Source organism: Mycolicibacterium wolinskyi (assembly GCF_002101965.1).
GTDB lineage: Bacteria > Actinomycetota > Actinomycetes > Mycobacteriales > Mycobacteriaceae > Mycobacterium > Mycobacterium wolinskyi.
In genome coordinates, this window is record NZ_LQQA01000029.1 from 327743 (window position 1) to 351701 (window position 23959).

The following is a 23959-nucleotide window of genomic DNA, read 5'->3' on the forward strand; positions in this document are numbered from 1 at the left end:
ATATGAAGATGCAGAACTCGAGTGCGCCGGCGTCCTCGTCGACCGGACCCGACGAGGTGCCAGTGCTGAAAACACTGGCGGGTTTCGAGGCAGTGAATCGAACTTTCGCTCAGATGCTCTGCGACCGCGCCGAGCGTGAACCGGACGTGGTTGCCTATTGCAGCTGGGTGGACGGCGTCGCCCGCCCGACCACCTGGAGCGAGTATCTCCAGCAGGTACGCGAGGTCGCGCTTGGTCTACATGGCCTCGGCGCTGCGCCCGGTGACCGGGTTGCCATCGCGTCGGCGACCCGGCAGGAGTGGGTCATCGCCGCGCTGGGGATCCTCAGTCTTGGTGCGGTACCCGTGGGTGTGTACCCCACCAGCTCAGTCGCGGAAGTCAAACAGGCGCTGGAGAGTTCCGAGGCCACCGTTGTTTTCGCAGAAACCGCAGCAGACGCCGCGAAGGTGGCCGCTGTAGCGCACGACTTGCCTCGACTGCGTGCGACGGTCGGTCTCGACACCGAACCCCAGGGGTTACCGGCGTCCGTACGGTCCGTGCACTGGAGCGAACTATGCGATCGCGGCCAATCCCTCGCCCTGGCAGAGCCGGAATTGTTTGCAACGCTGGTCGGGGCGGGCGACATCGACCAGCCGGCGGCTCTGTTCTATACATCAGGATCTACCGGTGCGCCGAAGGGTGTGATCCACACACATCGGACTCTGCAGTACTCCGTGCTGGCCTTCGCCATGTCGTACCCGGAGGTCGGCAGGGTCAGGCACGACCTCGTCGCGTTCCTTGGCCTCTCACACGTTGCGCCCGCGTTGATCGGGGTGTTCACCCCGATCATGACTCGCCTCGTCATTACCTATTGCACCATGGATCAACGGCTGGACGCGCTCGTCGGCGTGCGGCCGACAGCGGTCCTGTGGCCACCTCGGATGCACGAGAAGCTCGCCGGAGAACTGCTCCAGCAGCTCTCGGAGTCTGGTTTTGCCTTCCGCATGCAGTACGCGATAGCGATGCAGGTCTCCCGCAGAGTAAGCGACATGCGCTGGAAGAATCGTTATGTCCCTTGGTATATGAGGCGTCTCTACAACGTCTGTCTCCGTTGCGTGTTCATTCCCCTGCGTGCCAAGGTCGGTATGGACCGCATCAGGGTCGGCTGGACTGCCTCGGGCAGCATGTCTCCCGAGGTGACAGCGTTGTGGCAGACATGGGGGCTTGACCTTCGCGAGCTTTTCGGCACAACAGAGACTTGCGGATCGGTTATCGCCCAGTGGGATCGGGCGTTCCCGGCGCCCGGAACGATCGGGAAATGCATGCCCGATCCACGGTGGGAAGCGCGGGTTTCCGGCGAGGGGGAGCTGCAGCTGCGCAGCCCATGCCTCTTCCGTGGTTACCTGAACGATCCCGAGGCGACCGCCGCTGCGATGGATGACGGCTGGTATCGCACAGGTGATCTGGTGGAGATGGCCCCCGACGGGGAAGTGCGGATCATCGGCAGGATCAAAGACATCATCAAGACCAGCGGAGGAAAAACCGTCAGCCCACAGCCAATCGAGCTTCGCCTCAAGGCCAGCCCGCACATCGATGAGGCGATCGTCGTGGGTGAGGGACGCAAGTATCTGACGGTGCTGGTCGGCCCGAGCGAAGAGGCACGGGCCATGACTACCGCTGAGCGGGATGCCGTGTTGACCGCGTGGATCGACGAAGTCAACTCCGAACTCTCAAGACCGTTGCAGTTGAAGAAGTTCCGCGTACTGCCACGACTGCTGTCGGCTGCCGAGGGTGAGTTGACGCTCAAAGGGACCATACGACGCTCCGCAATCCTCGCGTCGTTCAGTGACCTCGTCGACGATATGTACGACGTTGGCGAACAGGGGGAGATTGCCCGCCAGGCGCGCTTCACCGGCGGGAATCCGAGCTAGGGGAATCGATGGACGAGATTCGGTTCGAGTTCATGACAAGCGCCGAGATCACCGCGGCGGTCGCGGACGGGGCACGCACAGCAGTCCTCCCACTGGGCGCGGTGGAACAGCACGGTCAGCACCTACCGCTGTCGATGGATGCCGACCATGCTGACGAGCTCGCGGTGCGGGTCGCGCGCCGTCTTGGGGGCGCGTTGGTTCTGCCGACGGTTCGCGTGGGATATTCACCGCACCACCTCGGCTTCACCGGCACCCTGTCGCTTCGCGCGTCCACGCTGGAGGCGGTCTGTCACGACTACTGCAGCCACCTCGCCGAACATGGATTCGAGCGAATCGTCATGTTCTCCGGGCACATCGGCAACCATCCCGTAATGCGCGACTTCGAGGTGCGACTCGCGGCAGCACTCGCGCCGCTGACGGTCATCGTCTTCTCCGATACCGAGGCCATATTGAACGCATGGCAATTGGCGGCGGACAGCGTGGCGTCTCTGGGCGCCAACGTGGGCGGGCATGCCGACGTCGCGGAAACATCGGTGATGCTCGCATTGCATCCGCAGAGAGTCCGCCTCGACCGGTTCGCCCGCGGCTACGCCGGCAAGGTGGACCAGCAGCTACTCGATCGCGCATTTCAAGACGGAATTGGAGCAGTGTCTCCCAACGGCGTTCTGGGAGATCCGGAAGGCGCGTCGGAATGGATTGGGGCGGCGTGCCTCGACGCGGTGACGTCCCTCATCGCGGATTACGCCCGCGCCCGCGGCGCGTGACATCCACGAGAACGGAGTACAAGCGATGACTACCCTCGATCCCGTTTTGTCTGGGGATTCTGACCGGGATGTGTCGAAACTACGCAGACTTTACGGTCGCTATCCGACCGGCGTCGCCGCGGTGTGCGCACTGCGCGATGGACAACCGGTCGGGATTGTTGCCACTTCGTTCACACCGGTCTCCATCGATCCGGCGTTGGTGTCCATCTGCGTACAGCACACGTCAACGACCTGGCCGCTACTGGCTGAGGGACGCCATCTCGGTGTCCCCGTCCTGGCGTCGCGGCACGAAGCCGCGTGTCGCCAGATTGCGTCCAAGAATGTGGATCGATTCGCCGGGGTCTCCTGGTTCGCCACGGAAACCGATGCGGTGCTGCTGAGGGACGCCGCGGCGCACCTCGATTGCGAGATCTCCACGTCCATTTCTGCCGGCGACCACGACGTGGTCCTGCTCGAAGTCAAGGCGGCCGCGACGAACGAGGGCGTGCCGCCGCTGGTGTTTCATGACAGCGGTTTTCGAATGCTCGCAATTGGCCATGACTCATGACAGCGCGTAGTTGTGCAGCACAGCGATCTATCGATCGAGCCGTTGACGCCTTACACGGTGGGACTCCGGTTCTCGTTCTCAGCGGTACCGACGATCGAGTCGTGGCCGATGTCTTGATCGCCGCTGCTCACGCCACGCCGCATTGGACGGCATGGCTGGTGCGGTTCACGTCGGGGCTCGTCTGCGCGGCGCTACCCGAACGTCGCGCAGACGAACTCGACCTGCCAACCATGGCCCGCGGTGGCGACTCCGACGATGAAGCGCCGATGTTTGCGGTCGCGGTAGATGCCGCGCACGGGATCAGTACCGGTATCAGCGCGACAGACCGCGCCCGTACCGCGCGCGTGCTGGCAAGCAAAAGCTCCCGTCCCAGTGATTTAGTGCGGCCCGGTCATGTCCTCCCGGTGAAGACGGCCTGCTGCGGAGTTCTCACGCGCCAAAGGAGTGCCGAAGCGGCGGTGGATCTTTGCGTCATCGCAGGGCTCCCGCCAGTGGGCCTAACCGCTGCGCTGTTGGACGAGGACGGCGAGTTACCGCGGGAGTCCGCCATCCGTGCGTTCGCTCAGAGACACAATTTGCCGATGGTGCACATTGACAGTGTCGTTCACCACCGCCTTCATCACGGTGATGGCCGTCGTAAACGGGTTCTGCTCGTTCAGAATCGGGTGGATCAGTCGGCTGGCCAGCCCGTCCGGGCGGTCGATTTCGAAGACCAACTGACGGGCGCTCGGCATACGGTTTTCATCGGTGGCTCGACACCCGGAGCGGATCCAGTGGTGTCTGTTGTAGTCGAATGTGTACATCACGACCCACAACTCGCCGCTGGTTGCAGTTGCAGACTCGAATTCGACAGGTGGCGTGAGGGTCTCGCAACAGACGGCGGAGTTGTCGTGTATCTGCGGCCCCCCATCACGTCTGCCCCGCGGTTGTCCGTGTCGGAATCAGAGCTGATTCACGGTTGCGTTACGGCAATGCTCATCGAGCTCGGTTTCACCGCAGTGACTTTGGCCGGCGCGGAGAATGTGCGCCTGGCCTCCACGTGCGGCCTGACCGTGTCCGCGCTTCCCGCCGTACCGGAACCACGCGGCCTCTCTGCTGTAGCGCATTGATTTCATTGGCCCCTGACGGATTCGAAGGAACCTATGCAAATGGCACATGTCACCCGCGCGTCGATCGGCAACGTGATGTACCCGGTCGCTGATGTCGTGGCCGCAGCTGAGTTTTACCATCGGGCTTTGACGCTGCCCGTCAAGTTCGTCGATGGGGTGCGGTTTGCGATGCTCGATGCCGGGACCCCCCTCGCGCTCGCCGGTCCGGGCGAGGATCTCGCGGGAACTTCAATTGTCGCTTCTTTCAATGTAATTGATGTGAACGCCTCCTTAGAAGCGATGCTGGACGCCGGCGGCACATTGCGTGTCGCGCCCAGTGCGGGTCCGCACGAAACTCGAGCGGTGGCCGAGGATCCATGGGGCAATGCGTTCGTGCTCTACACCTCCCGGAGTTGAGAACGGGTCCTTATATCCGTGTGATTCACAACCTGACTGTTTACTTCGCGCGTACGGGCGCGACAGATGATCGGAAAAACCACACCCATGACCATGCGCGCCACCATGCAGAACGTCCCGCTGACGCTGACCGCGATCCTGGACGGGATCGATGGAACCTTCGGTGATTCCGAGGTCATCACCTACACAGGCCCGAACACCGACGCACGCGTCGCCACATACGCTCAAGTCGCCACGCGTGCGGCTCAGCTGGCCAACGGGCTGGCCGCTCTCGGCATCGGTGCCGGTGACCGGGTTGCGACTTTCATGTGGAACAACCAGCAGCACCTCGAGGCATACCTCGCCGCGCCGTGCTCCGGCGCGGTCCTGCACACTCTCAACATTCGTCTCACCGCTGAGCAACTTGGCTACATCGCGGCCCATGCCGATGACAGGATCATCATCGTCGATGCCAGTCTGCTCGACACGCTGCGGCCGGCGTTGCCGCTCATGCCGGAGTTGGTCGCTCTTGTCGTCGCCGGTGATCCGACCGACGCTCAACTGGCTGAGGTATCAGGTCTGGTACCCAACGTGGTCACCTACGAGCAACTCGTGGACAGTCAGTCCGCCAGCTTCGCGTGGCCGGCGCTCGACGAACACGGCGCAGCGGCAATGTGCTACACCAGTGGAACCACGGGGGATCCCAAAGGTGTTGTCTACAGTCATCGGTCGGTCTACTTGCACGCCCTTGCCGTCTGCACGGCCAACGTTGCGGGTATCTCCTCTCATGACCGGGTGCTTCCCATTGTGCCCATGTTTCACGTCAACGCGTGGGGCATTCCGTACGCATCGCTGATGGCCGGCGCAACACTGATATTGCCGCACCGCCACCTCAAACCCGACACGCTCGTAGACATGATCACAAGGCACGGTGCCACGCTGTCTGGAGGTGTGCCGACGGTTTTCAACGATATGCTGCAGTGGTTGCGCGACAACCCTGGCCATCGAATCGACTCGTTGCGTCGGGTGTTGTGTGGCGGCGCCGCGGTGCCGGCATCCCTGGTCGCCGCGTACCGTGACGAGTTCGCCGTACCACTGGTCCAAGCGTGGGGCATGACTGAGACCAGCCCGATCGTCACCATCGCCGATACTCCCGACGGTGTGCCGACTGCCGATCAGCAGCGAAAGCTCAACAGCACCGGCCGATTCTTGTTCGGCACCAAAGGACGCATCGTCGACGACGCGGGTACTGTTCTGCCCCGCGACGGCCAATCGGTCGGCGAAGTGCAAGTGCGTGGCCCATGGATCACCGGTAGCTACCACCGTGGCATCGATGCCGAGAACTTCTCTACCGACTCCGACCGGCAACTCTGGCTACACACGGGCGACATCGGACACATCAGCGCGGACGGATACCTGACGCTCACGGACCGAGCCAAAGACGTCATCAAGTCCGGTGGCGAATGGATCAGTTCCGTTCACCTTGAGACCACTCTTGTCGGACATCCCGATGTGGTCGAAGCTGCCGTCATCGGTGTACCTGACACCCGTTGGGATGAGCGACCACTCGCATTGGTGACACTCCGCCCAGGCTCCGACACGCGGGTCGAAGACCTCAAGACCTGGCTCGGCGAGCGGGTGCAGCGATGGTGGCTGCCCGAACGGTGGGCCGTGGTCGACACCATCGCGCGCACAGGCGTTGGCAAGTACGACAAAAAGCTGATGAGGCAGCGCTACCACTCCGGCGATATCTCCGTCACCGTGCTGCCCCGCTAGATAGCGAACACATGCCTGGTGTGACGGGAACGGGATCAGAATGCAGATCGAGAACAAGGTTGCCGTCGTCACCGGCGGCGGATCAGGAATCGGCCGCGCACTGGCGATCGAACTAGCCAGGAATGGAGCGCAGGTGGTGATCGGCGACCTCGATGAGCATAAGGCCACGGACGCTGCGAAGCGCATCGGTGACGCCGCAACGAGTGTTCAGGCGGATGCGTCCACCGTTGACGGCATCACAAGCTTGATCGCTGGCGCCGAACGGCACTTCGGGTCCGTCGACCTCTTCGTCGCCAATGCCGGCATCATGGGTGCTACAGGGCTCGGCGACACCGGTGACTGGGACAAGATCCTTGCGATCAATCTGCGCGCTCATATCAATGCAGCGGAGCTGCTGCTGCCGGGATGGCTCACCCGGGGCAGTGGCTACTTCGTGTCGGTCGCATCGGCAGCCGGCCTGCTGACTCAGCTCGGTTCGGCTGGGTATGCCGTCACCAAGCACGCCGCGGTCGGATTCGCCGAATGGCTCGCAATCACACACAGCGAGGACGGAATAGGCGTGAGCTGTGTGTGTCCACTGGGAGTCGATACGCCCCTCCTTGACGCGGTGCGTTCCTCTCAGGGGCCCTCGAGTCAAATCAGCGCGCGATCGATCATCAAGTCCGGCAGGGTCATCAGCGCAGCGGAGGTTGCGGCGGAAACGATCGACGCCATACGAGAAGACCGCTTCATGGTTCTACCGCACCGGGAGGTCCTGGACATGTTTCGCGGCAAGGGTGCGGACTATGACGATTGGGTCGCGCGAATGCGTCGTGTGCAGCGTTCCCTGCGCCGCGATGTCACCGAACCCCAGTGACGGTTAGCGAAGACGAAGTCCTCCTTGCCAGTTAATTCGGCACGGCAACAGTGAATTCGTTGCGGTGGGCACCTCGACCATCTGCGTTGTGCCGATGCTGCGGCCAGACATGTTGGCATACAAAGCACTCCAACCGGCCTCCGCGGAGACGGCGACGAAAACGGATCCGAAATAGTCGGACAACTGATGACCTGCATCATATTTCACGGGCATTGTGGCTCCCGTCACTATCAATGGCCTTCCGGAGTGCCGGCGGGCCGGTACCTCGATGGGAGAACACTATGGGAGCGAACACTATTCGGCGCGTCATCGGAAGCGTCAAGACGCTGTCGGCTGTGATGGGTGCGGCAGCGGCTGTAGCGATGGGTGGGATGTCCTTCACTCATGGAAGTGACGTCACCGGCAGCAATGTCGCGCGCAACGATGATGCGCCGGTGAGCACGGTGACGCGGTCAACGGGTCCGAGGGAGCTGGCAACCCCATTTGCCCGGCCGACCCACACCGCCACACCGTGTCCCGCGAGAGCCACCATGCCGTGCTGACAAGCGGTCTATGAGCGTTTCAGCCTGGCGGAACCTCGTTCTGTATGACGAGGCTACGGGCTGTCCGCCGGGCGATACGGCAGTATTCTTCACTCCGACTCAGCAGTCGTTCCGTCGGCACGCTGATCGACAAGGCCGCAATCGCCCGGTGGTCACGTTGATAAATGCCTACGGCAACGCACGACTGGCCCGGGAAGGTCTCACCGTACTCCATCGCAACGCCGTCGCGTCGAGCGGAGATAAGCTGGGCCCGAAAGATATTCACGTCATCCACCGATTTCTCCGTGAACTTTGGCAATCCGCTTCGTTCGATCCGTTCTTCTACCGTCGGCCACGGTAGCTGCGCCATGAGCAGTTTTCCGAGTGCCGAGGTGTGACCGGAGATATGGACTGCGTCAGTGACTATCGGCTCCGTGCCGTCCGTTGACGCGTTTGCGATACAGACGACACCTTGGCCGTCCCATGCACCGATGGTGACCACAGCTGACAGCTGGTGGGCGAGCACCGCCACGCGGCGATTCGCGTTTGCGTCAAGGCAGCTGGAACTCATGAGCCGACGACTGATGTGCAGAACGCGCCAGCCGAGTCGATAGCGGTCGCCTGAAGTCTGTTGCAGCATACCAATCGCTGCGAGACTGGCCATGACGTCGAAGGTCGTCGACTTCGGCAGCTGCAGTCTTGCGGCAACCGCCGTCACACCCCACTCAGGTGTCTCAGCCGTGAAGAGATCGAGCACCTTTCCCGCGCGGTCGATAGTGTTCAGCACGTATGCGGCCTCTCGTGCGACGGGGCATTGGGTTCCCGTTGTCAGGAGTTCGGCGGGTGACCGGCCGAACGAGTGCGAGTTCGATCGGGAACGCTCAGAGCGGCGAGTTTGGCTAAGCACAGCCCGATCACACGTTGTCGATCAGATTCGCCCATCGCCGGGGGTGGTGCGTCCCGGACGAGCACCAGCACTCGACGATAGAAAATCGCCGGGGCCATGCCGAACTCCGGCAGAATGTACTCATCACCGTGATCGAATGGTCCCCACCGGACCACAAACGACACCATACGGCTGTCTTCAGTACGCGAGTTGCCGTTCGTAGCTCGTGACAGTGGAGGCCTTGAAGTTGAGGGCTCGTTAATCATCGAAGATCCGCGTCGTCGAAGCCTCGTTCGAGTCGCTCGCGCACCGTGGCGAGGTACCGCGCGGCGTCGGCGCCGTCGATGATCCGATGGTCATAGGACAACGAAAGATAGGCCATTGAACTGGTTTTGACCAGGAGGTTGCCGAGCTCATCGCGTGCAGGTACGAGTCGTTCGACCACTGTGCCGACACCCAGGATGGCCGACTGGGGTTGGTTGATGATCGGGGTGTCGAACAGCGCGCCGCGGCTGCCGGTGTTGGTGATGGTGAAGGTTCCTCCGGACAGATCGTCCGGTCGTATCGAGCCGGATCTCACCGCCAGGGCCGACGCTGCGATGGCCTCTGCCAAGTCGGCCAACGTCATTGATTCGGCATTGCGGATCACCGGCACCATCAGGCCCTTGTCGCTGTCTACGGCGAGTCCGAGATGGACGGCACTGTGGTAGGTGACTTCGGTGCAGTCGGCGTTCAGTGAGGAGTTGATAACCGGATGTGCGGCAAGGCCTTCCACGGCAGCGCGGACGACGAACGGCAGATACGACAGCTTATGACCGGTTCGGACGTGGAATTCCGCCTTGTTGCGGTTGCGCACCGCTGCGACATTGGTCAGGTCGACTTCGATCACTGTCGTCAACTGCGCCGATGTCTGCAGTGACGCCAGCATGCGTTGGGCGATTGTGCGCCGGATCCTCGGGAGCTTTTCGACTCGGTCCGTTGGTGTTTCGGCTGGCTGGGGCGCCGGTACCGGCTCGGCGGCTGCCGGAACGTTCTCCGGCTCAGGGGGCCCGGCCTCGATGGAAGCTGGTGCGGCCGCACTGATCACCGCGATGACGGCGCCGACTTCGACCACGGCGTCCTCCGGCTCGATGATCTGAGCCAGGATCCCGGCTGCGGGCGAACAGACTTCGGTGTCGACCTTGTCGGTGGCAACTTCGAGCAGGGGTTCGTCGTGCTCGACCTCATCGCCTACTGCCTTGAGCCACCGGGTGATGGTGGCCTCGGTCACCGCCTCGCCGAGTGCAGGTAGCTCGACGTTGGTAGTGCTTGTGGTGGTGGTCATTTCACGTTCCGTTCGGTCAGGTCGAGCGCTGCGCTGACAATGCTGTCGGTGTCGATGCCGTGATACCGGTAGACGTCATCGAGCGAGCCGACCTGTCCGAAGCGGCTCACCCCGAGAGCGGCTCCCGTCACATTGTTGATACCGGTGAGGAACGCCAACGTATGCGGGTGCCCGTCGAGCACTGTCACCATGGGGGCGGCTCGATCGGCCGGGAAAACCTGATCGAGAATCCACGATGGGCTCTCGGAAAGCCCTCGGCGAGCTTGCAATCCGTCGAACAGTAGTCCGGGGCTGGTCACGCAGATGACGTCGGCGGCGATGCCTTGCTCGGCCAGTCGATCGGCGGCCTGCAGGGATTCGGTGATCATTGCTCCCATGCCGACCACAGTGACTTGGGGTGTGCCACCTGCGCGGCGCAGCAGGTATGCACCGGCGACAACTTGTTTTCTCCGGCGTTCCCGGGCGGCGGGATCGTTGGGAACCGACGCCAAAGTTTGATCCACCGGTCGGGTGGACAGCCGCACATACGACGACGAACCGTCCGGCCGACCCAGCCGGCCGATGCATGAGAGCAACGTCCACTCGACATCGATGGCGAATGCCGGCTCGTAACTGATGCAGCCGGGTTGCTCGAGTCCGATCGATGGTGTCTTGATGGATTGATGCGCACCACCCTCGGCTGCGAGCGACACCCCAGATGGCGTCCCGACCAGAATCGATTGCCCTCCTGCATAAATGCCGTAGGACCACGGCTCGAGGGCGCGCTCCACAAACGGGTCATAGACCACACCGATCGGGAAAAGGGGCTGGCCCCATCGGCTCCACGTCGCGCCGAGCTCACCGATCAGGCCGACGAGATTGGTCTCGGCGATGCCGAGTTCCATGTGCTGTCCCGTCGGTTTCTCCCGCCAGTGCATGATCGTCTCCGGGTCGTCGTCGAACCAGTTCCGCCGTTCATTCGGTGACCACACGCCGACCTTGTTGAGCCAACCCGCCAGGTTCGTCGTCGAACTGACGTCGGGGCTCACAGTGACCACGCGCTTGGCTGCGTCAGGAGCTTGACGGCTCAGGTCGAGCAGAACCCGTCCGAGCGCGGCCTGGGTCGACGACGTGCCCGAGGGCGTCCGACCGGTGTCGACGGGCACTGCCGGGGGAGTAGACAGGGCCACCGGCTCGCGCCGCAGCCTCTCGGTGGTCTTGGCGCAGAGCTCTGCGGGTGCGCTACCGGTGTCGAAGCGTAACCAAGGATTGTTCGGGTCCATTCCGAGTTCGGTGGCGAACTGCTCGTACTGCTCGATCGTGAGCAGTGACGAGTGGTTCTGGGGATGGCCCTGGGTGGGCAGTCGGTGGCCTTTGATGGTGTAGGCGATGATCACCGTCGGCCGGGTGTCGTCGATTTGGGCGTAGGCGGCTCGCAGTGCACCGAGATCGTGACCGCCCAGATTGCGGATCGCGGCCAGCAACGCGTCGTCCCCCAGGTCGCCGATCAGTGCGGAGATCTCGTCGGCACCTATTCTGTTGCCGGGCAGCCTGTCCCGTAGTTCCTCGGCTGAGCAGCGCAGCAGACGTTGGTATTCGGGGTTGGGCATCTCCAGGATGCGGGTGCGCAGTGCCGGCCCACCGCTCTGTGCGAACAACGCCTCGAGCTGGGCACCGAACTTCACATTGATCACTTGCCACCCGGCGGCCGAGAACATCGACTCCAGCCTTCCGGCCGCGATGTTGGGCACGACGCGGTCGAGTGACTGGCGGTTGAGGTCGACGATCCAGACGATCTCCCCGAGTTCGGTAACGGAGTTGTCCAAGATGGCTTCCCACACCGCCCCTTCGTCAAGTTCGGCGTCGCCTACCAACGAGTACTGACGACCTTTGCCCGCGGCGCCGATTTGTGTGTCGACGTAACGGCGCGCGATCGTGCCCCAGATCGGGGCAGTCGCGCCAATTCCCACCGAACCGGTCGAATAGTCAACGGGGTCAGGGTCTTTCGATCGACTTGGATAAGACTGCAGACCGCCGAATTCCCGCAACGTGGTCAGGTACTTCTGATCGAGTTCGCCCAGCAGATAGTTGATGCTGTGCAGTACGGGGGAAGCATGCGGCTTCACCGAAACCCGATCGCCCGGTTGGAGCTGTTCGAACCACAGCGACGTCATGATCGATGTCATAGAGGCACACGAGGCCTGATGGCCACCCACCTTCAGGCCCGTCGGGTTGGGCCGAACACGGTTGGCGTGGTGGACGATCGACGTCGACAGCCACAGCACGCGGTCCTCGATTTCGCGGAGGGAGGCGTCTGCTGACGTGTCGGCGACATGAGTCCATGCATCGACTGATTGCGAGCGGTCCATCGGTGGCTTCCTTGCTTGCGAGTTCTGAGATTGTTCGACCGGCCTTCGCCGTGCTCAGGTCGTGAACACGGCGAAGACCCGTCGCGGTACACGGGCTCGGGTGAGAGCACAGGCGCTGCGGGGCGGGCTGACACGGCCGTCGGAGCTCTAAGGGGTGCAGAACTCGCTATTAAGTCGAGCATCGAACTACACTTTGGACAAGTTCGAGCCGCTAGATTGGGCATTTTGCTCAGATGGCGGTCGGTCCATCGGTTGGAGGTTGTCATTTTGTCCACGGAAACCAGGGTCGACACCCTTGATGCTCGGATCCTCAAGGCGCTCAACGCCGATCCCCGGGCCACGGTGATCGCATTGGCCGACAAGACGCAGTTATCGCGAAATACCGTCCAGGCGCGCATCAACAAACTGGAACAGCTCGGCGTGCTGCGCTCGTTCGAGCGGCGCATCGACCCAGCCACCCTGGGCTACCCGTTGACCGCGTTCATCCTGACCCGCGTCACGCAGCGCAAGCTAGCGGCTATAGCCCAGGCGCTGGAGCAGGTTCCCGAGGTCATCGAAGTACAAGGGCTTGCAGGCGCGACCGATCTGCTGATCCACGTCGTCGCCCGCGAGGCCGATGATCTCTACCGAGTAGCAGGCCAGATACTCGACATCGACGGCGTCGAGCAGACGAACACATCGCTGGTGATGCGCAAGCTCGTCGACTTCCGGCTGACGCCGCTTCTGGAGAAGCTCGCTGAGACAGAAAAATAGGTACGTCTGGCCGACGTTTAAGTGTTCGGGTTTCTGCCAGGTGGCGGTCAATTTCTGCCAGTGGAATTAACCGGGTTGGGCGGGCTGTTGTGGGTGTCAGACCGGGTAGGAATCCCCCGAACCGGTGGAGGAGACATCCGAACCGCGACATCTGCCACGGCTCGAATCTGAGACAGAAGGGGCTTTGCCATGAAGAAGTTTGGATTTGCCGGCGCCATTGTCACCGGTTTTGCTGCCGCCCTGGTTGGTTTGGCTGCGCCGGCTCAGGCCGATGTGACCCATCATCAGTGGGTGCATGACATTCAGCATCAGGCCACGGTCGGTGATATCACGCCGACGTTCGGCAACGGCCGCTGACACGCGACGACACAGAGGCGGGGCACCTTGATCGGGTGCCCCGCCTCTGTCGTTGTTTAGGAGAGGGCCGTACCGATGCGCAGGCTGAACCCTTGCAACACAACCGGTTCAGCGAGTGCCCGACCAACCCTCGTTGCCGATGACAACCGAGGTAGTGCAGTATCGCGGTGTGCGGTCTGCGATGAAATGTGTGGTGATCGGTGCCGGAGCATGGGGTCTACCCACTGCCGCCGAGCTGGTGAGGCGGGGCCATCGGGTCACGCTCGTCGACCGGTATGAGCCGCTCAACGCGGAGTCGTCTTCGTCTGGCCCGACCCGGCTGTGGCGGATCGCCGACCCCGATCCGGTGCGGGTGCGCATGGCGTTGCGGGGTATCGATGCCATGGAACGTCTTGCGGAGCGGTCGCAGTCAACGGTGTTTCTGAAGCGCGGATTGCTTTGGCGTGATGACGAATCCCTGCCGGATCTGGTCAACATGATGCAGCGATTCGACGTCGACCACACCGTGGTCGACGATCGCGACGTCGCGACGTTCTTTCCCGGTCTGCGGCCGGATGGGCGAGCCGCGGTCTGGCAGCCGGCGGCCGGTGTCGTTCTCGCCGAAGAATCGCTGCGCGCTCAGGAGCGGCTGTTCCTCGCCGGCGGGGGTATGGAGTCGTTCGGTCGCACGGTGACGGGCATCGACGCGGGCGGTCACGGTGTCCGGGTGCAGTTCGACGATCACACCGCAGAGGACGCCGACGTAGTGGTCGTCGCGGCCGGCCCGGGAACGCCTCGATTGCTCGAGACGATCGGTGTGGATCTACCCCTGCATCCCTATCTCGAACAAACCGTGCACTTCGGTGATCCGGAAAGCCCCACTGCGACAGACGATCACCCGTGTCTGTTCGACGGTCCGCGCGGTGACATCGCGGGCATCTATGCCATGCCGTCTCCAGGTATCGGCTACAAGATCGGCCTCGACCTGCCGTTGCGGTCCTACGATGACGCAGACCTCGATCGCACTCCGGATGTCATGCGCACGGCACTGCTGAGAGACCGCGTCGAGCGGGATTTGACGTCGGTGAAGCCCACAGTGCTTGGCGCACATGTCTGTTCGTGGACCGATTCGCCCGACGGCAAGTTCGTCATCGACGCGTTGCCAGACGGCGTCGTACTCGCCTGTGGCGATTCGGGGGAGGGGTTCAAGTACTCGGCCCTCATGGGCGAGGTGCTGGCCGATCTCGCCGAGGGCCGCACCGCTGATCCCGACGTCGCGGCGATGTCGATGGCTCGCTTCGAAGCCGGGCTGCCCGTGCATACCGGCCCGCACGCCCTCGGTAGGCACTGACGCGGTACGCGTTCGACGCGCGCGCGTTCGCGCGTTGACGTACATTTCTCTCACCACACGTCAGCCGGTCAGCCGCTGACCATTCGCCGTTCGGCGCATTACTTACCTGGGCGTTTCGCGCTGCCCATGAGATCCCGGTCACAACCCGCGCAAGCGTAGGGGTTGCGTCACAGCAAGCAATCCCCTACGTTCAACGAACAACTTGTTTAGTGAGACAGAAACTCCGATCTACTCACACGAACGGACGTTCCATATCCATGCAATCTGAGAACGCGGATGCGGCGACAAAGCCCGCGGCGGCAGAGTCCGACCTGGGTGCCCGCATTCGGGAGTTCCGCCTGGCGCGCAAGCTGACCCTGCGTGATCTCGCCACGCGTGCGGCGACATCTCCCGGATTCCTCAGCCAATTGGAACGCGGGCAGGTAAATGCCAGCGTGGGCACGCTGCGCCGATTGTGCGAGGAACTCGGAGTCACCCTGCCCGACCTGTTCACCGACCATCACGCGAACGGCGCGCGCATTCTGCGCAAGCGGGACCGGCCCGAGATCCACGTCTCGGATACAAGCGCGAAATACCTTCTCTCCCAGAAGCCATTGCGCAATCTCGAGGTGTACGTCGCCGAGTTCGCGCCCGGAGGCACCGCCGGAGAGGCCTACGTTCACGACGACTCGCAGGAGATCTTGCTGGTCATCGCCGGCAGCATCGTGCTCGAGCTCGACGGCGTGATGCATCACCTGGAGGCCGGCGACAGCGCCGAATACCGGACATCTGTGCCGCACACCGTTCACAACCAAAGCACGGAGCCTGCCGAACTGCTCTGGATCGTCAGCCCGCCCACAATATAAGGAGTGATCCGTGGCCGCTTTCTCACCACGCCGACACCTGCCCCTGACCGCCGCGTCGTTGTTCGTCACGACGGTCATCGCCGCCGGATGTACCCCGGCCGGTCCGGGCAGCGCCGCAGACGTTGATCTGGGCAGCGGTCCGCCGCAGGCCGGCACCGTGAAAGCCGATGCGCTCAAAGGCGTTACGCTCACCTTCGTCTCGTACGGCGGCATCTACCAAGACGGCCAGATGAAAGCCGCGGTCGATCCCTTCGCGCAGGAGTCCGGCGCGCGCATCCTTCAAGACGGCCCGACGGACAACTCGAAGATCAAGAGCCAGGTGGAGTCCGGAAACGTCACCTGGGACGTCATCGACTCGACCAACGTGTTCACCGCGCGCAACTGCGGCGACCTGTTCGTACCGATCGACACGAGCATCGTTGATGTCAGCAAGATTCCGGCTGGCGCCAAGACCGACGACTGTTCGGTGCCCGCCATGCAGTACGGGCTGATCGTCATCTACAACACCGAAAAGTACGGTGCCAACCCGCCGAAGAGCTGGGCCGATTTCTACGACACGGCCAAGTTCCCCGGAAAGCGCGCCGTGCAAGGCATTTCCGGCGAAGTAGACCCGGGCGTGTTCGAAGGCGCCTTGCTGGCCGACGGTGTCGCACCCGATCAGATGTATCCGCTCGACGTGGATCGCGCGCTGCGCAAGATGTCGAGTATTCGCGACGACAGCGTGTTCTGGACCACCGGAGCTCAAGCCCAGCAGCTCGTCGAGTCGGGGCAGGTCGACATGGCCGTGCTGTGGAGTGGCCGCGCGTACGCGGCCGTTAAGAACGGCGCACCGTTCGCTCCGATGTGGAACCAGTGGATGCCCGAGGCAGACACCATCGCGGTGCCGAAGAATGCCAAGAACCCGAAGGCGTCCATGGCGCTCATCAACTTCTATCTCGGTGCCCAGCAGCAGGCGAAGCTCGCCGAGCTCACCTCGTACAGCCCGGTCAACGTCGACTCCAAGCCTCAACTCGACGATCTGGCCAAGTCGTATTTGACGACGACACCAGAACGGGAGAAGGACAAGTTCCCGATCGACCTGCCCTACTGGGCTGAGAACCACGACAAGCTCGTCACCGCATACACGGACTGGCTTGCCGGCTAACAGGATTCGACGCTATGACCGTAATCGATGCATTGTCGGGACCGAGCACGTCCCGCCAAGCACCCGATGAACTGCCGGTCGGTGCCAAACGACGACGCGGCGGCACCGTCGGATTGCTCCTCCCCGCAGTGGTTCTCGTCCTCGGCGTGTTCGTCGTGCCACTCGGCATCATGCTGTGGCGAGCCCTCAGCGAACCCGAACTGGGTTTGGGCAATTTCGCGTGGTACCTGACCGATCCCGTGCAACGTGACGTGCTGGCCAGGACGTTCACCACGGGGCTGATCGTCACCATCGTCTGCCTGGTGATCGGGTATCCCTACGCGTACGCGATGGTCGCGTTCGGGCCCAAGGTGCGCGCGTTGCTGACGATGCTTGTGCTGGTGCCGTTCTGGACCAGCCTCATGGTCCGAACGTTCTCCTGGGTGATCCTGTTGGCGGACAACGGTCCGTTGCACTCGGTGCTGACCGCGATCGGGCTGGGCGACGTGCATCTCATTCGCACCAACCTCGGTGTGGTGATCGGCATGAGCCAGATCTTGTTGCCGTTCATGGTGTTACCGCTCTACGCGGTGATGGCCGGCATCGATCGCCGGCTCGTCCTGGCGTCGTCGAGCCTGGGGGCGCGGCCCATCGTCTCGTTCCTGCGGGTGTGGGTGCCACTGACCCTTCCGGGCGTCGGTGCGGGTTGTTTGATGGTGTTCATCAGCAGTCTCGGCTTCTACGTGACCCCGGCGTTGTTGGGCTCGCCCGACAACGCGCTCATCAGTCAGCAGATCTACGCGCAGGTCAGCAGCCTGTTGCAGTGGGGCAAGGGCGGAGCGATGGGTGTGGTGCTGCTGGTCCTGACGTTTCTGGTGCTCGCAGTGCTCGCGCTGGCGCTGCGTCGGGCGAACCGGCAGGGGCTGCGAGCATGAACAGTCGACTGAACACCGTGTGGCGGACCCTACTGTTGCTGTTCTGCGGCATTGTCGCGCTCTGGCTCGTCGCGCCGTCGCTCGTCGTGATCCCGCTGAGCTTCACCGATCGTCCGACGTTCACGTTCCCGCCCGAGGGCTGGTCGACGCAGTGGTACGCCAACTTCTTCTCCGATCCCTCCTGGATGGCAGCCCTGCAGGCCAGCATCCAGGTCGGCGTGCTGGTCGCCATCGTGGCGACGGTGTGCGGTACCGCAGCGGCCCTCGCGCTGAGTCGTACCCGCTTCTTCGGCCAGCAAGGCCTCAGGGCGCTCCTGCTGGCGCCGATGTTGGTGCCGGTCATCGTGATCGCGATCGGGCTCTACGCGTTGTTCCTGCGGCTGAACCTGCTCGGTACCACCTTCGGATTCGTTGTGGCGCACAGCGTTCTGGCCCTGCCGTTCGTCATCATCCCGGTGATGGCCAGCCTGCAAGGATTCGATCGGCGCCTGGAAGACGCCGCGGCGATCTGCGGGGCCGGGCGATGGACCGCGTTCCGTACCGTGACCTTGCCGCTCGTGGCGCCCGGAGTGTTGTCCGGGGCGGTGTTCGCATTCGCCACCAGCTTCGACGAGGTCGTGCTGTCGCTGTTCATCCAAAGCCCGTACCTGCAGACGTTGCCCGTGCGGATGTACTCGTCGGTGACTCGCGACACCGACCCGACCATCGCGGCCGCGGCAACGCTCATCCTTGCCCTCACGACCGTCGTCACGGTCCTTGCGAGCATCTATGCGACGAGGAGACGAAATGTCGGATGACCGCTCACCCCAGGGCGCTTCGATCACCATGCGTAACCTGACGAAGCGTTACGGGGACTTCACCGCGGTGGACTCCATCGATCTGGAGGCCCGCCCGGGAGAGTTCTTGACCCTGCTGGGGCCCAGTGGCTCCGGTAAGACCACGACGCTGAACATGATCGCGGGATTCGCCGACGTCACGTCGGGGGAGCTACTCATCGACGGCCGTGCGGTCACGAATCTCCCGCCGTACAAACGGAATATCGGCATGGTGTTCCAGCACTACGCACTGTTTCCACACATGACGGTGGCGCAGAACGTCGAATATCCCCTGCGGCAGCGCAAGATCCCCGCGGCCGAGCGGCGCACGCTGGTCGCACAAGCGCTGGAGATGGTCGGCCTCGGCCACCTCGGCAAGCGCAGGCCCAAGGAGCTGTCGGGCGGTCAACAGCAGCGCGTCGCGCTCGCCAGAGCGATGGTTTACAGCCCCCGTGTGCTGCTGATGGACGAACCGCTCGGCGCCCTCGACAAGAAGCTGCGTGACTCGTTGCAGCTGGAGATCAAGCGCATCCACTCAGATCTCGGCACGACGTTCGTCTACGTCACCCATGACCAGGACGAGGCGCTGATCCTCTCGGATCGCATCGCGGTGTTCAACAACGCGCGTATCGAACAAATCGGTTCCCCCACAGAGCTCTACGAGTATCCGAACACCCTGTTCGTGGCGCAGTTCCTCGGCGAGTCGTCACTGTTCCACGGGGTGTCCGATGGTGGGCGCGAGGCCGACTCCAACGGCCATCACCTCTCCGCGGTCCGTGGCCCCGAGCACACCCGCGGGGCGGGTGTCGCGGTCGTGGTGCGGCCCGAACGCATCCGTATCGAGCCCGACGGGCCACGGCCTAGCTCGGTCAACGCGGTGCCGGGCACCGTCGTGCAGCACATCTACCTCGGAAACTCCCGCAAGGTCGAGGTCCGTCTCGATGACGACACGATCGTGCTGGTGCGCGAAAGTGCCGGTGCCATCAGCTCGGCCAGTGCCGGCGACCGCATCTGGCTCACCTTCCACCCCGACGATTCCGCGATTCTCGCGTCCGGTGACCCGCAGCCGGCGGCGCCGAAGCAGGCCGCGACCGCGTCCCTCTGACGACCACGCATGACGAACAGGAGCACACCCATGCCCACCGGCGGCAGCACAGTCGGCGATCCGACGAAGTTCATCAACGGCGACGTGTCGTTCTGGTACCGCTCGATCGGCCTGCCGAAGCGGCGACCGGCGCTTCCGGGAGACCAGGAGGCCGACGTCTGCATCGTCGGCGCCGGTCTGACGGGTCTGTGGACTGCCTACTACCTCAAGCGAGAGCAGCCGGATCTCCGGATCGTCCTGCTGGAGCGCGAATTCGCCGGCTTCGGCGCGTCCGGGCGCAACGGCGGATGGCTGTCGGCGGAGCTGGCCGGTAGTCGCGACGCCTACGCCTCGACCCATGGCCGCGAGGGCGTCGTCGACCTCATGCGGGCGATGCGCGGCGCGGTCGACGAGGTCATCTCGGTCGCCAAGGCCGAGGGTATCGACGCCGACATCGCCAAGGACGGGCTTCTGCACGTCGCCCGGACACGCGCACAATTGGGCCGCCTCTACGAGTCGGTGCGCTATGAACAGCAATGGGGCGCAGCGCCGGAGGATTTCGTCGCGCTGAGCCGCGACGAGATGGACGACCGGATCCGCGTCGCAGGCGCGTTGGGCGGAATGTTCAGTCCGCACTGCGCACGTGTACAACCCGCGAAGCTGGTGCTCGGTCTGGCCCGGGCCGTGGAAGCGGCCGGCGTCACGATCTATGAGGGCACCACGGTCACCGGGATCGAGCAGGGCCGCGCAATCACCGACCGTGGTGTCGTGCGTGCGCCGATCGTCCTGCGGTGCTTGGAAGGTTTCACGGCCACCCTCGAAGGACAGCGCCGTGATTGGCTTCCGATGAACTCGTCGATGATCGTCACCGCACCGCTGACGCCGGAAGCGGCCGACCAGATCGGTTGGCGCGGCGCCGAACTGCTCGGCGACTACGCACACGGCTACATGTACGCCCAGCGCACCGCTGACAATCGAATCGCGCTGGGCGGTCGCGGAATTCCGTACCGCTTCGGCTCGAAGACCGACACAAATGGGGCCACGCAACAGTGGACCATCAATGCGCTGACCGAGCTCATGCACGACATGTTCCCGGCGACGGCGTCGATTCCGATCGTGCACGCCTGGTGTGGTGTTCTCGGCGTGCCGCGAGACTGGACGGCCACCGTCGACCTCGACCCGGTGACCGGTCTGGGAACGGCAGGCGGCTATGTCGGTAGCGGCTTGACCACGACCAACCTTGCCGGGCGCACACTCGCCGACCTGGTCCTCAAACGCGACACACCCGTGACCCGGCTGCCGTGGGTCGGGCGCCGAGTGCGCCGGTGGGAGCCGGAGCCACTCAGATGGCTTGGCGTGCAGAGTATGTATGTGCTCTACCGGATGGCCGACCGTCGAGAAACTGAACGTGACCTGCCCAAGACCAGCCGGATCGCCCGGATCGCCAACATGATCACCGGTCGCTGACCACGGCGAGAATACGAGGAGGGAACTGTGTCAGTCGATTTCAGCGTCAGCCTGCGTCATGCCCCCGCGGAAGGGACCGATCTTCCCGCAGCGCAACCCAAGCCGACGAGCAAGAGCAACCAGATGGAGTCGTCGCTGGACCTGTGGGGCGACGGTGAGACCTCGGTCGGGATCTGGGAGTGTGGGCCGGGCGAATTCACGGCCGACCGCAGCAAGGCGACCGAGGTGTGCCACATCGTGTCCGGGCACGGCACCGTCACCGGCGAAGATGGCTCATCCGCTGACATTGGCCCGGGGTCACTGCTGGTCCTACCCCGCGGATGGCGCGGTACGTGGGTTGTCCACGAGACGATCCGGAAGTCGTTCGTCTTGATCGACGCGTAGCAAGCGCGTTTTCTGCGACGTCGGGCGTCAGGGTCGGGTCAGGTCCTCAAGCGTGAAGTCCAGTGCGAGAGGCTCTTCCGTTCGTACTCGATCCTCGTCGAGGGATCCGACTCGGTGATAGGCGTCGCCCCGCAGAACGTGGGCGAGGAACCGCTCGTCCGGGTCGGTGTCGAGATCGACGATCCAGTAGTGCTCGATGCCGGCCTTCGCGTACTCGTAGGCCTTCATCACCCGGTCAGTTCGACGCGAACCGGGTGAAACGATCTCGACTACCAGAACGACGTCTGACGCGTCGATGCGGACCGGATTGCGATCTACCACACTGCGTTTGACCACAACCAAGTCGGGGTCGCGCACGGTTGGCGGGAAGCGCGCCTCGACCGTAACCTCGACCTCGAGCAGCACCGCCAGCGAAGCAGGCAGCGCCGCCCGGATCACTTGCGCAAGATTGAACGACACCACTTGATGTAGCGGACGCGGCCGCGGTGTCATGACGATGCCCCCCTCGACGAGCTCCCAGCGACGCGCCTCGTCCAGCTCAAGCGCATCCCACTCTTCGAGCGTCACCAGGTCACGCGGAAACTCGGCCAATCCCGCCACCGTGCACCTCCACATCCCTTCAGAGCAGGCTACGCCTGCTCACGGCTTCGCTCGAAACGAAGCATCCCAGCTGGCACCGACAAGAAACACCTACCTCCCGCCGGCGCCCTGCCACACCGCGTCGAACGGCGTATTGCCGCTCACCCGCTCGACGATCCCGGCGGTGGTGAATTCTTTGGCCCGAGACACGGCGTCGCCGACGTCGGTGCCCTTGGCGAGTTCGGCGGTGATGGCAGCCGCGAGTGTGCATCCCGCTCCGGCGACGCGTGCGTGGCCGACCTTGGGCGCACGCAGGATTTCGGCGTCGCTGCCGTCGAAGAAGACATCGACGGCGTCGTCGCCGGGGAACTCGACTCCGCCTTTCACGACGACGTAACGCGGACCGAGGTCGGCGATGCGTCGAGCGGCTTCGACGAGATCATCGACCGTCGAGATCTCGTCCATACCGGCCAGCGTGCGAGCCTCGAACAGATTCGGCGTGGTGACGGTCGCGAGCGGCAGGATCTGCCGACGGAGCGCGGTGTCGGTGTCGAGGGCGGCGCCCGGTTCCTGGCCTTTGCAGATCAGGACGGGGTCCACGACGACGTGCTGCCAGGACTGACCCGCGAGCGCCTGTGCGACGACGTCGATGGTGGCCGGCGTGCCCAACATGCCGATCTTGACGACATCGAGGTCGTAGGCCGATGTCGCCGCTTCGATCTGGTCGGCGATGACCTGCGGGTCGACGGGCACGAACCGATGTCCCCAGTTCGCCTTGGGATCGAACGACACGATGCACGTCACCGTGCCGACGCCGTACGTACCTAACTGCTGGAACGTCCGCAGGTCAGCTTGGAGTCCGGCACCGCCGGTCGCTTCGGATCCGGCGATGACATATGCCTGGTCAACCACGTCTTCGAGCCTACGACACCGTTCAGCCGAGCCGTGTCGGCAGAGCTAGGTGCCCGACAAAAAACGCAGCAACAGCGGAATGAGAAGGTCGGGCCGGTCGAGCGGGATGATGTGGCCGCAGTCGGCGATCACGTGCTCGGTGAGATCGTCGGCAAGGGGCCGCAGTTGACGTGCGAGCGCGTCGCCCACGGGATGTGAACCGATGGCAAGGGTCGGCACGGTCAGACGACTCTTCGCTGTCGCTGCGGCGATCTGGCGCGCGGTCGTCGGCATCGCGCGGTAGTGGGCGAAGGCGCTGCGGAGCGCGCCACGGCCCGTGTATGCATTCACGAAATGGCGATGGATGTCTGGCGGGACTCCACGCCCGAGGGTTCCGGCGGACAGAAACCAGCCGATGTAGGACTCTTCGTTGCCGGTCAGGACAGTCTCGGCGAGGTCCGGTGCCTGATGGAAACCGAACCACCAGGGTGGCCCGCCGGCCAGGAAGTCCTCGGCGCCGGGCAACGTCCCCAGCACGGATTCCATCACGACGAGCCGCCTGACTCGGCTTGGGCGGCGCATCGCCAGGAGAAATGCCGGCGACGTGCCCAGATCAATTCCGACGACGTCGGCCTGCGGTTCGCCGAGCGCTTCGAGCAGTCCTTCAGCGTCGGTTGCCAAGCTGGCGGCGTCGTAGCCGTCGACCGGGTGGGTACTCGCGCCCAACCCCCTAAGGTCAGGGGCGATGACGCGATGATGGCGGGCCAGCGCCGGAATGACGTCCGTCCAGAGCCGCCAGGTGTGGGGAAACCCGTGCAGCAATAGGATTGCCGGCCCTTCGCCGACGATCGCCGTGTTGGCGACGATGCCGTTCGTTTCGATCTGCTGCAAAGGCCACTCAGTGATTGCCGGCACCAGCCCTCCATGTGGTTACCATTGGTTACCAGATAACCGTAAGAAACGAGCGGGCTGCCGAGAAG

23 protein-coding genes are annotated in these 23959 nt (G+C 63.7%); 17 read left to right on the plus strand and 6 right to left on the minus strand.

The annotated features are described in order from the left end of the window. Positions 1 to 2 precede the first annotated feature (2 nt). From AWC31_RS22760 to AWC31_RS22790, 7 genes are all read left to right on the plus strand, one after another. A complete protein-coding gene (locus AWC31_RS22760) occupies positions 3 to 1910 on the plus strand; it encodes an AMP-dependent synthetase/ligase (protein WP_234816956.1) in 1908 nt (635 codons plus the stop codon). Positions 1911 to 1918: 8 nt separating this feature from the next. After that, positions 1919 to 2674 carry a creatininase family protein gene (locus tag AWC31_RS22765; RefSeq protein WP_067859906.1) on the plus strand — a complete coding sequence of 252 codons (756 nt, stop codon included), beginning with the start codon at positions 1919 to 1921 and terminating at the stop codon, positions 2672 to 2674. A 25-nt stretch (positions 2675 to 2699) separates the two neighbouring features. Then, entirely contained in the window at positions 2700 to 3221 is a 522-nt protein-coding gene (locus tag AWC31_RS22770) for a flavin reductase family protein (RefSeq protein WP_085146210.1), read from the plus strand. Next, positions 3218 to 4330 carry a 3,4-dihydroxy-2-butanone-4-phosphate synthase gene (locus AWC31_RS22775; protein ID WP_085146211.1) on the plus strand — a complete coding sequence of 371 codons (1113 nt, stop codon included), beginning with the start codon at positions 3218 to 3220 and terminating at the stop codon, positions 4328 to 4330. The genes AWC31_RS22770 and AWC31_RS22775 overlap by 4 nt, the downstream gene beginning before the upstream one ends. 39 nt (positions 4331 to 4369) lie before the next feature. Beyond that, a complete protein-coding gene (locus AWC31_RS22780) occupies positions 4370 to 4726 on the plus strand; it encodes a VOC family protein (protein WP_207626407.1) in 357 nt (118 codons plus the stop codon). Positions 4727 to 4819: 93 nt separating this feature from the next. Beyond that, positions 4820 to 6481, plus strand: coding sequence for a long-chain fatty acid--CoA ligase (locus AWC31_RS22785; protein WP_085146369.1), 1662 nt, complete (start codon positions 4820 to 4822; stop codon positions 6479 to 6481). 40 nt (positions 6482 to 6521) lie between these two features. Further along, the gene (locus AWC31_RS22790; RefSeq protein WP_085146213.1) at positions 6522 to 7337 is read left to right on the plus strand and encodes an SDR family oxidoreductase; all 816 of its coding nucleotides are present in this window, start codon (positions 6522 to 6524) and stop codon (positions 7335 to 7337) included. Positions 7338 to 7898: 561 nt separating this feature from the next. Here the strand turns inward: AWC31_RS22790 and AWC31_RS22795 are convergent. The 3 genes from AWC31_RS22795 to AWC31_RS22805 form a co-directional block, all read right to left on the minus strand. Then, positions 7899 to 8645, minus strand: coding sequence for an IclR family transcriptional regulator (locus AWC31_RS22795; protein WP_165766039.1), 747 nt, complete (start codon positions 8643 to 8645; stop codon positions 7899 to 7901). A gap of 361 nt (positions 8646 to 9006) precedes the next feature. Then, the gene (locus AWC31_RS22800; RefSeq protein ID WP_085146215.1) at positions 9007 to 10068 is read right to left on the minus strand and encodes a 2-oxo acid dehydrogenase subunit E2; all 1062 of its coding nucleotides are present in this window, start codon (positions 10066 to 10068) and stop codon (positions 9007 to 9009) included. Beyond that, the gene (locus AWC31_RS22805; protein ID WP_085146216.1) at positions 10065 to 12416 is read right to left on the minus strand and encodes a thiamine pyrophosphate-binding protein; all 2352 of its coding nucleotides are present in this window, start codon (positions 12414 to 12416) and stop codon (positions 10065 to 10067) included. The genes AWC31_RS22800 and AWC31_RS22805 overlap by 4 nt, the downstream gene beginning before the upstream one ends. 267 nt (positions 12417 to 12683) lie before the next feature. Here AWC31_RS22805 and AWC31_RS22810 point away from each other — a divergent pair, with 267 nt between their 5' ends. From AWC31_RS22810 to AWC31_RS22850, 10 genes are all read left to right on the plus strand, one after another. Beyond that, entirely contained in the window at positions 12684 to 13169 is a 486-nt protein-coding gene (locus tag AWC31_RS22810) for an Lrp/AsnC family transcriptional regulator (RefSeq protein ID WP_085146370.1), read from the plus strand. Positions 13170 to 13358: 189 nt separating this feature from the next. Continuing rightward, positions 13359 to 13526: a hypothetical protein gene (locus AWC31_RS37500; RefSeq protein WP_165766040.1), complete on the plus strand. Its 168-nt coding sequence runs from the start codon at positions 13359 to 13361 to the stop codon at positions 13524 to 13526. A gap of 139 nt (positions 13527 to 13665) precedes the next feature. Then, complete coding sequence (locus AWC31_RS22815) at positions 13666 to 14856, plus strand: FAD-dependent oxidoreductase (protein WP_085146371.1); 1191 nt, start codon at positions 13666 to 13668, stop codon at positions 14854 to 14856. Between the two features lie 257 nt (positions 14857 to 15113). Continuing rightward, entirely contained in the window at positions 15114 to 15701 is a 588-nt protein-coding gene (locus AWC31_RS22820) for a type II toxin-antitoxin system RelB family anti-toxin (protein WP_067857935.1), read from the plus strand. A gap of 10 nt (positions 15702 to 15711) precedes the next feature. Next, positions 15712 to 16845, plus strand: a complete 1134-nt coding sequence (locus AWC31_RS22825; RefSeq protein ID WP_234816957.1) for an ABC transporter substrate-binding protein — start codon at positions 15712 to 15714, stop codon at positions 16843 to 16845. A gap of 14 nt (positions 16846 to 16859) precedes the next feature. Beyond that, positions 16860 to 17759 (plus strand): ABC transporter permease, encoded by a 900-nt coding sequence (locus tag AWC31_RS22830; protein ID WP_085146217.1) that lies wholly within the window; start codon positions 16860 to 16862, stop codon positions 17757 to 17759. Positions 17760 to 17776: 17 nt separating this feature from the next. Then, positions 17777 to 18556, plus strand: a complete 780-nt coding sequence (locus tag AWC31_RS22835) for an ABC transporter permease (protein WP_234816958.1) — start codon at positions 17777 to 17779, stop codon at positions 18554 to 18556. Beyond that, complete coding sequence (locus tag AWC31_RS22840; protein WP_085146218.1) at positions 18546 to 19679, plus strand: ABC transporter ATP-binding protein; 1134 nt, start codon at positions 18546 to 18548, stop codon at positions 19677 to 19679. Before AWC31_RS22835 ends, AWC31_RS22840 begins: the two co-directional genes overlap by 11 nt. Before the next feature lie 30 nt (positions 19680 to 19709). Next, on the plus strand, positions 19710 to 21125 hold the full coding sequence (locus AWC31_RS22845) for an NAD(P)/FAD-dependent oxidoreductase (protein WP_085146219.1): 1416 nt from the start codon (positions 19710 to 19712) through the stop codon (positions 21123 to 21125). Between the two features lie 27 nt (positions 21126 to 21152). Then, positions 21153 to 21509 carry a cupin domain-containing protein gene (locus tag AWC31_RS22850; RefSeq protein ID WP_234816959.1) on the plus strand — a complete coding sequence of 119 codons (357 nt, stop codon included), beginning with the start codon at positions 21153 to 21155 and terminating at the stop codon, positions 21507 to 21509. Between the two features lie 27 nt (positions 21510 to 21536). Here the strand turns inward: AWC31_RS22850 and AWC31_RS22855 are convergent, their stop codons facing one another. The 3 genes from AWC31_RS22855 to AWC31_RS22865 all read right to left on the minus strand — a co-directional run bounded on the left by AWC31_RS22855 (position 21537) and on the right by AWC31_RS22865 (position 23894). After that, positions 21537 to 22109, minus strand: a complete 573-nt coding sequence (locus tag AWC31_RS22855) for a Uma2 family endonuclease (RefSeq protein ID WP_067857920.1) — start codon at positions 22107 to 22109, stop codon at positions 21537 to 21539. Positions 22110 to 22199: 90 nt separating this feature from the next. Further along, complete coding sequence (gene thiD, locus AWC31_RS22860) at positions 22200 to 23000, minus strand: bifunctional hydroxymethylpyrimidine kinase/phosphomethylpyrimidine kinase (protein ID WP_085146220.1); 801 nt, start codon at positions 22998 to 23000, stop codon at positions 22200 to 22202. Between the two features lie 45 nt (positions 23001 to 23045). Beyond that, a complete protein-coding gene (locus AWC31_RS22865) occupies positions 23046 to 23894 on the minus strand; it encodes an alpha/beta fold hydrolase (protein ID WP_085146221.1) in 849 nt (282 codons plus the stop codon). Positions 23895 to 23959 lie beyond the last annotated feature (65 nt).

Excerpts from the sequence above, each read along its gene's own strand:
- AWC31_RS22760 (WP_234816956.1), top strand. The coding sequence starts at position 3 with ATGAAGATGCAGAACTCGAGTGCGCCGGCGTCCTCGTCGACCGGACCC.
- AWC31_RS22765 (WP_067859906.1), top strand. The coding sequence starts at position 1,919 with ATGGACGAGATTCGGTTCGAGTTCATGACAAGCGCCGAGATCACCGCG.
- AWC31_RS22770 (WP_085146210.1), top strand. The coding sequence starts at position 2,700 with ATGACTACCCTCGATCCCGTTTTGTCTGGGGATTCTGACCGGGATGTG.
- AWC31_RS22775 (WP_085146211.1), top strand. The coding sequence starts at position 3,218 with ATGACAGCGCGTAGTTGTGCAGCACAGCGATCTATCGATCGAGCCGTT.
- AWC31_RS22780 (WP_207626407.1), top strand. The coding sequence starts at position 4,370 with ATGGCACATGTCACCCGCGCGTCGATCGGCAACGTGATGTACCCGGTC.
- AWC31_RS22785 (WP_085146369.1), top strand. The coding sequence starts at position 4,820 with ATGCGCGCCACCATGCAGAACGTCCCGCTGACGCTGACCGCGATCCTG.
- AWC31_RS22790 (WP_085146213.1), top strand. The coding sequence starts at position 6,522 with ATGCAGATCGAGAACAAGGTTGCCGTCGTCACCGGCGGCGGATCAGGA.
- AWC31_RS22800 (WP_085146215.1), bottom strand. The coding sequence starts at position 10,068 with ATGACCACCACCACAAGCACTACCAACGTCGAGCTACCTGCACTCGGC.
- AWC31_RS22805 (WP_085146216.1), bottom strand. The coding sequence starts at position 12,416 with ATGGACCGCTCGCAATCAGTCGATGCATGGACTCATGTCGCCGACACG.
- AWC31_RS37500 (WP_165766040.1), top strand. The coding sequence starts at position 13,359 with ATGAAGAAGTTTGGATTTGCCGGCGCCATTGTCACCGGTTTTGCTGCC.
- AWC31_RS22815 (WP_085146371.1), top strand. The coding sequence starts at position 13,666 with ATGACAACCGAGGTAGTGCAGTATCGCGGTGTGCGGTCTGCGATGAAA.
- AWC31_RS22820 (WP_067857935.1), top strand. The coding sequence starts at position 15,114 with ATGCAATCTGAGAACGCGGATGCGGCGACAAAGCCCGCGGCGGCAGAG.
- AWC31_RS22830 (WP_085146217.1), top strand. The coding sequence starts at position 16,860 with ATGACCGTAATCGATGCATTGTCGGGACCGAGCACGTCCCGCCAAGCA.
- AWC31_RS22840 (WP_085146218.1), top strand. The coding sequence starts at position 18,546 with ATGTCGGATGACCGCTCACCCCAGGGCGCTTCGATCACCATGCGTAAC.
- AWC31_RS22845 (WP_085146219.1), top strand. The coding sequence starts at position 19,710 with ATGCCCACCGGCGGCAGCACAGTCGGCGATCCGACGAAGTTCATCAAC.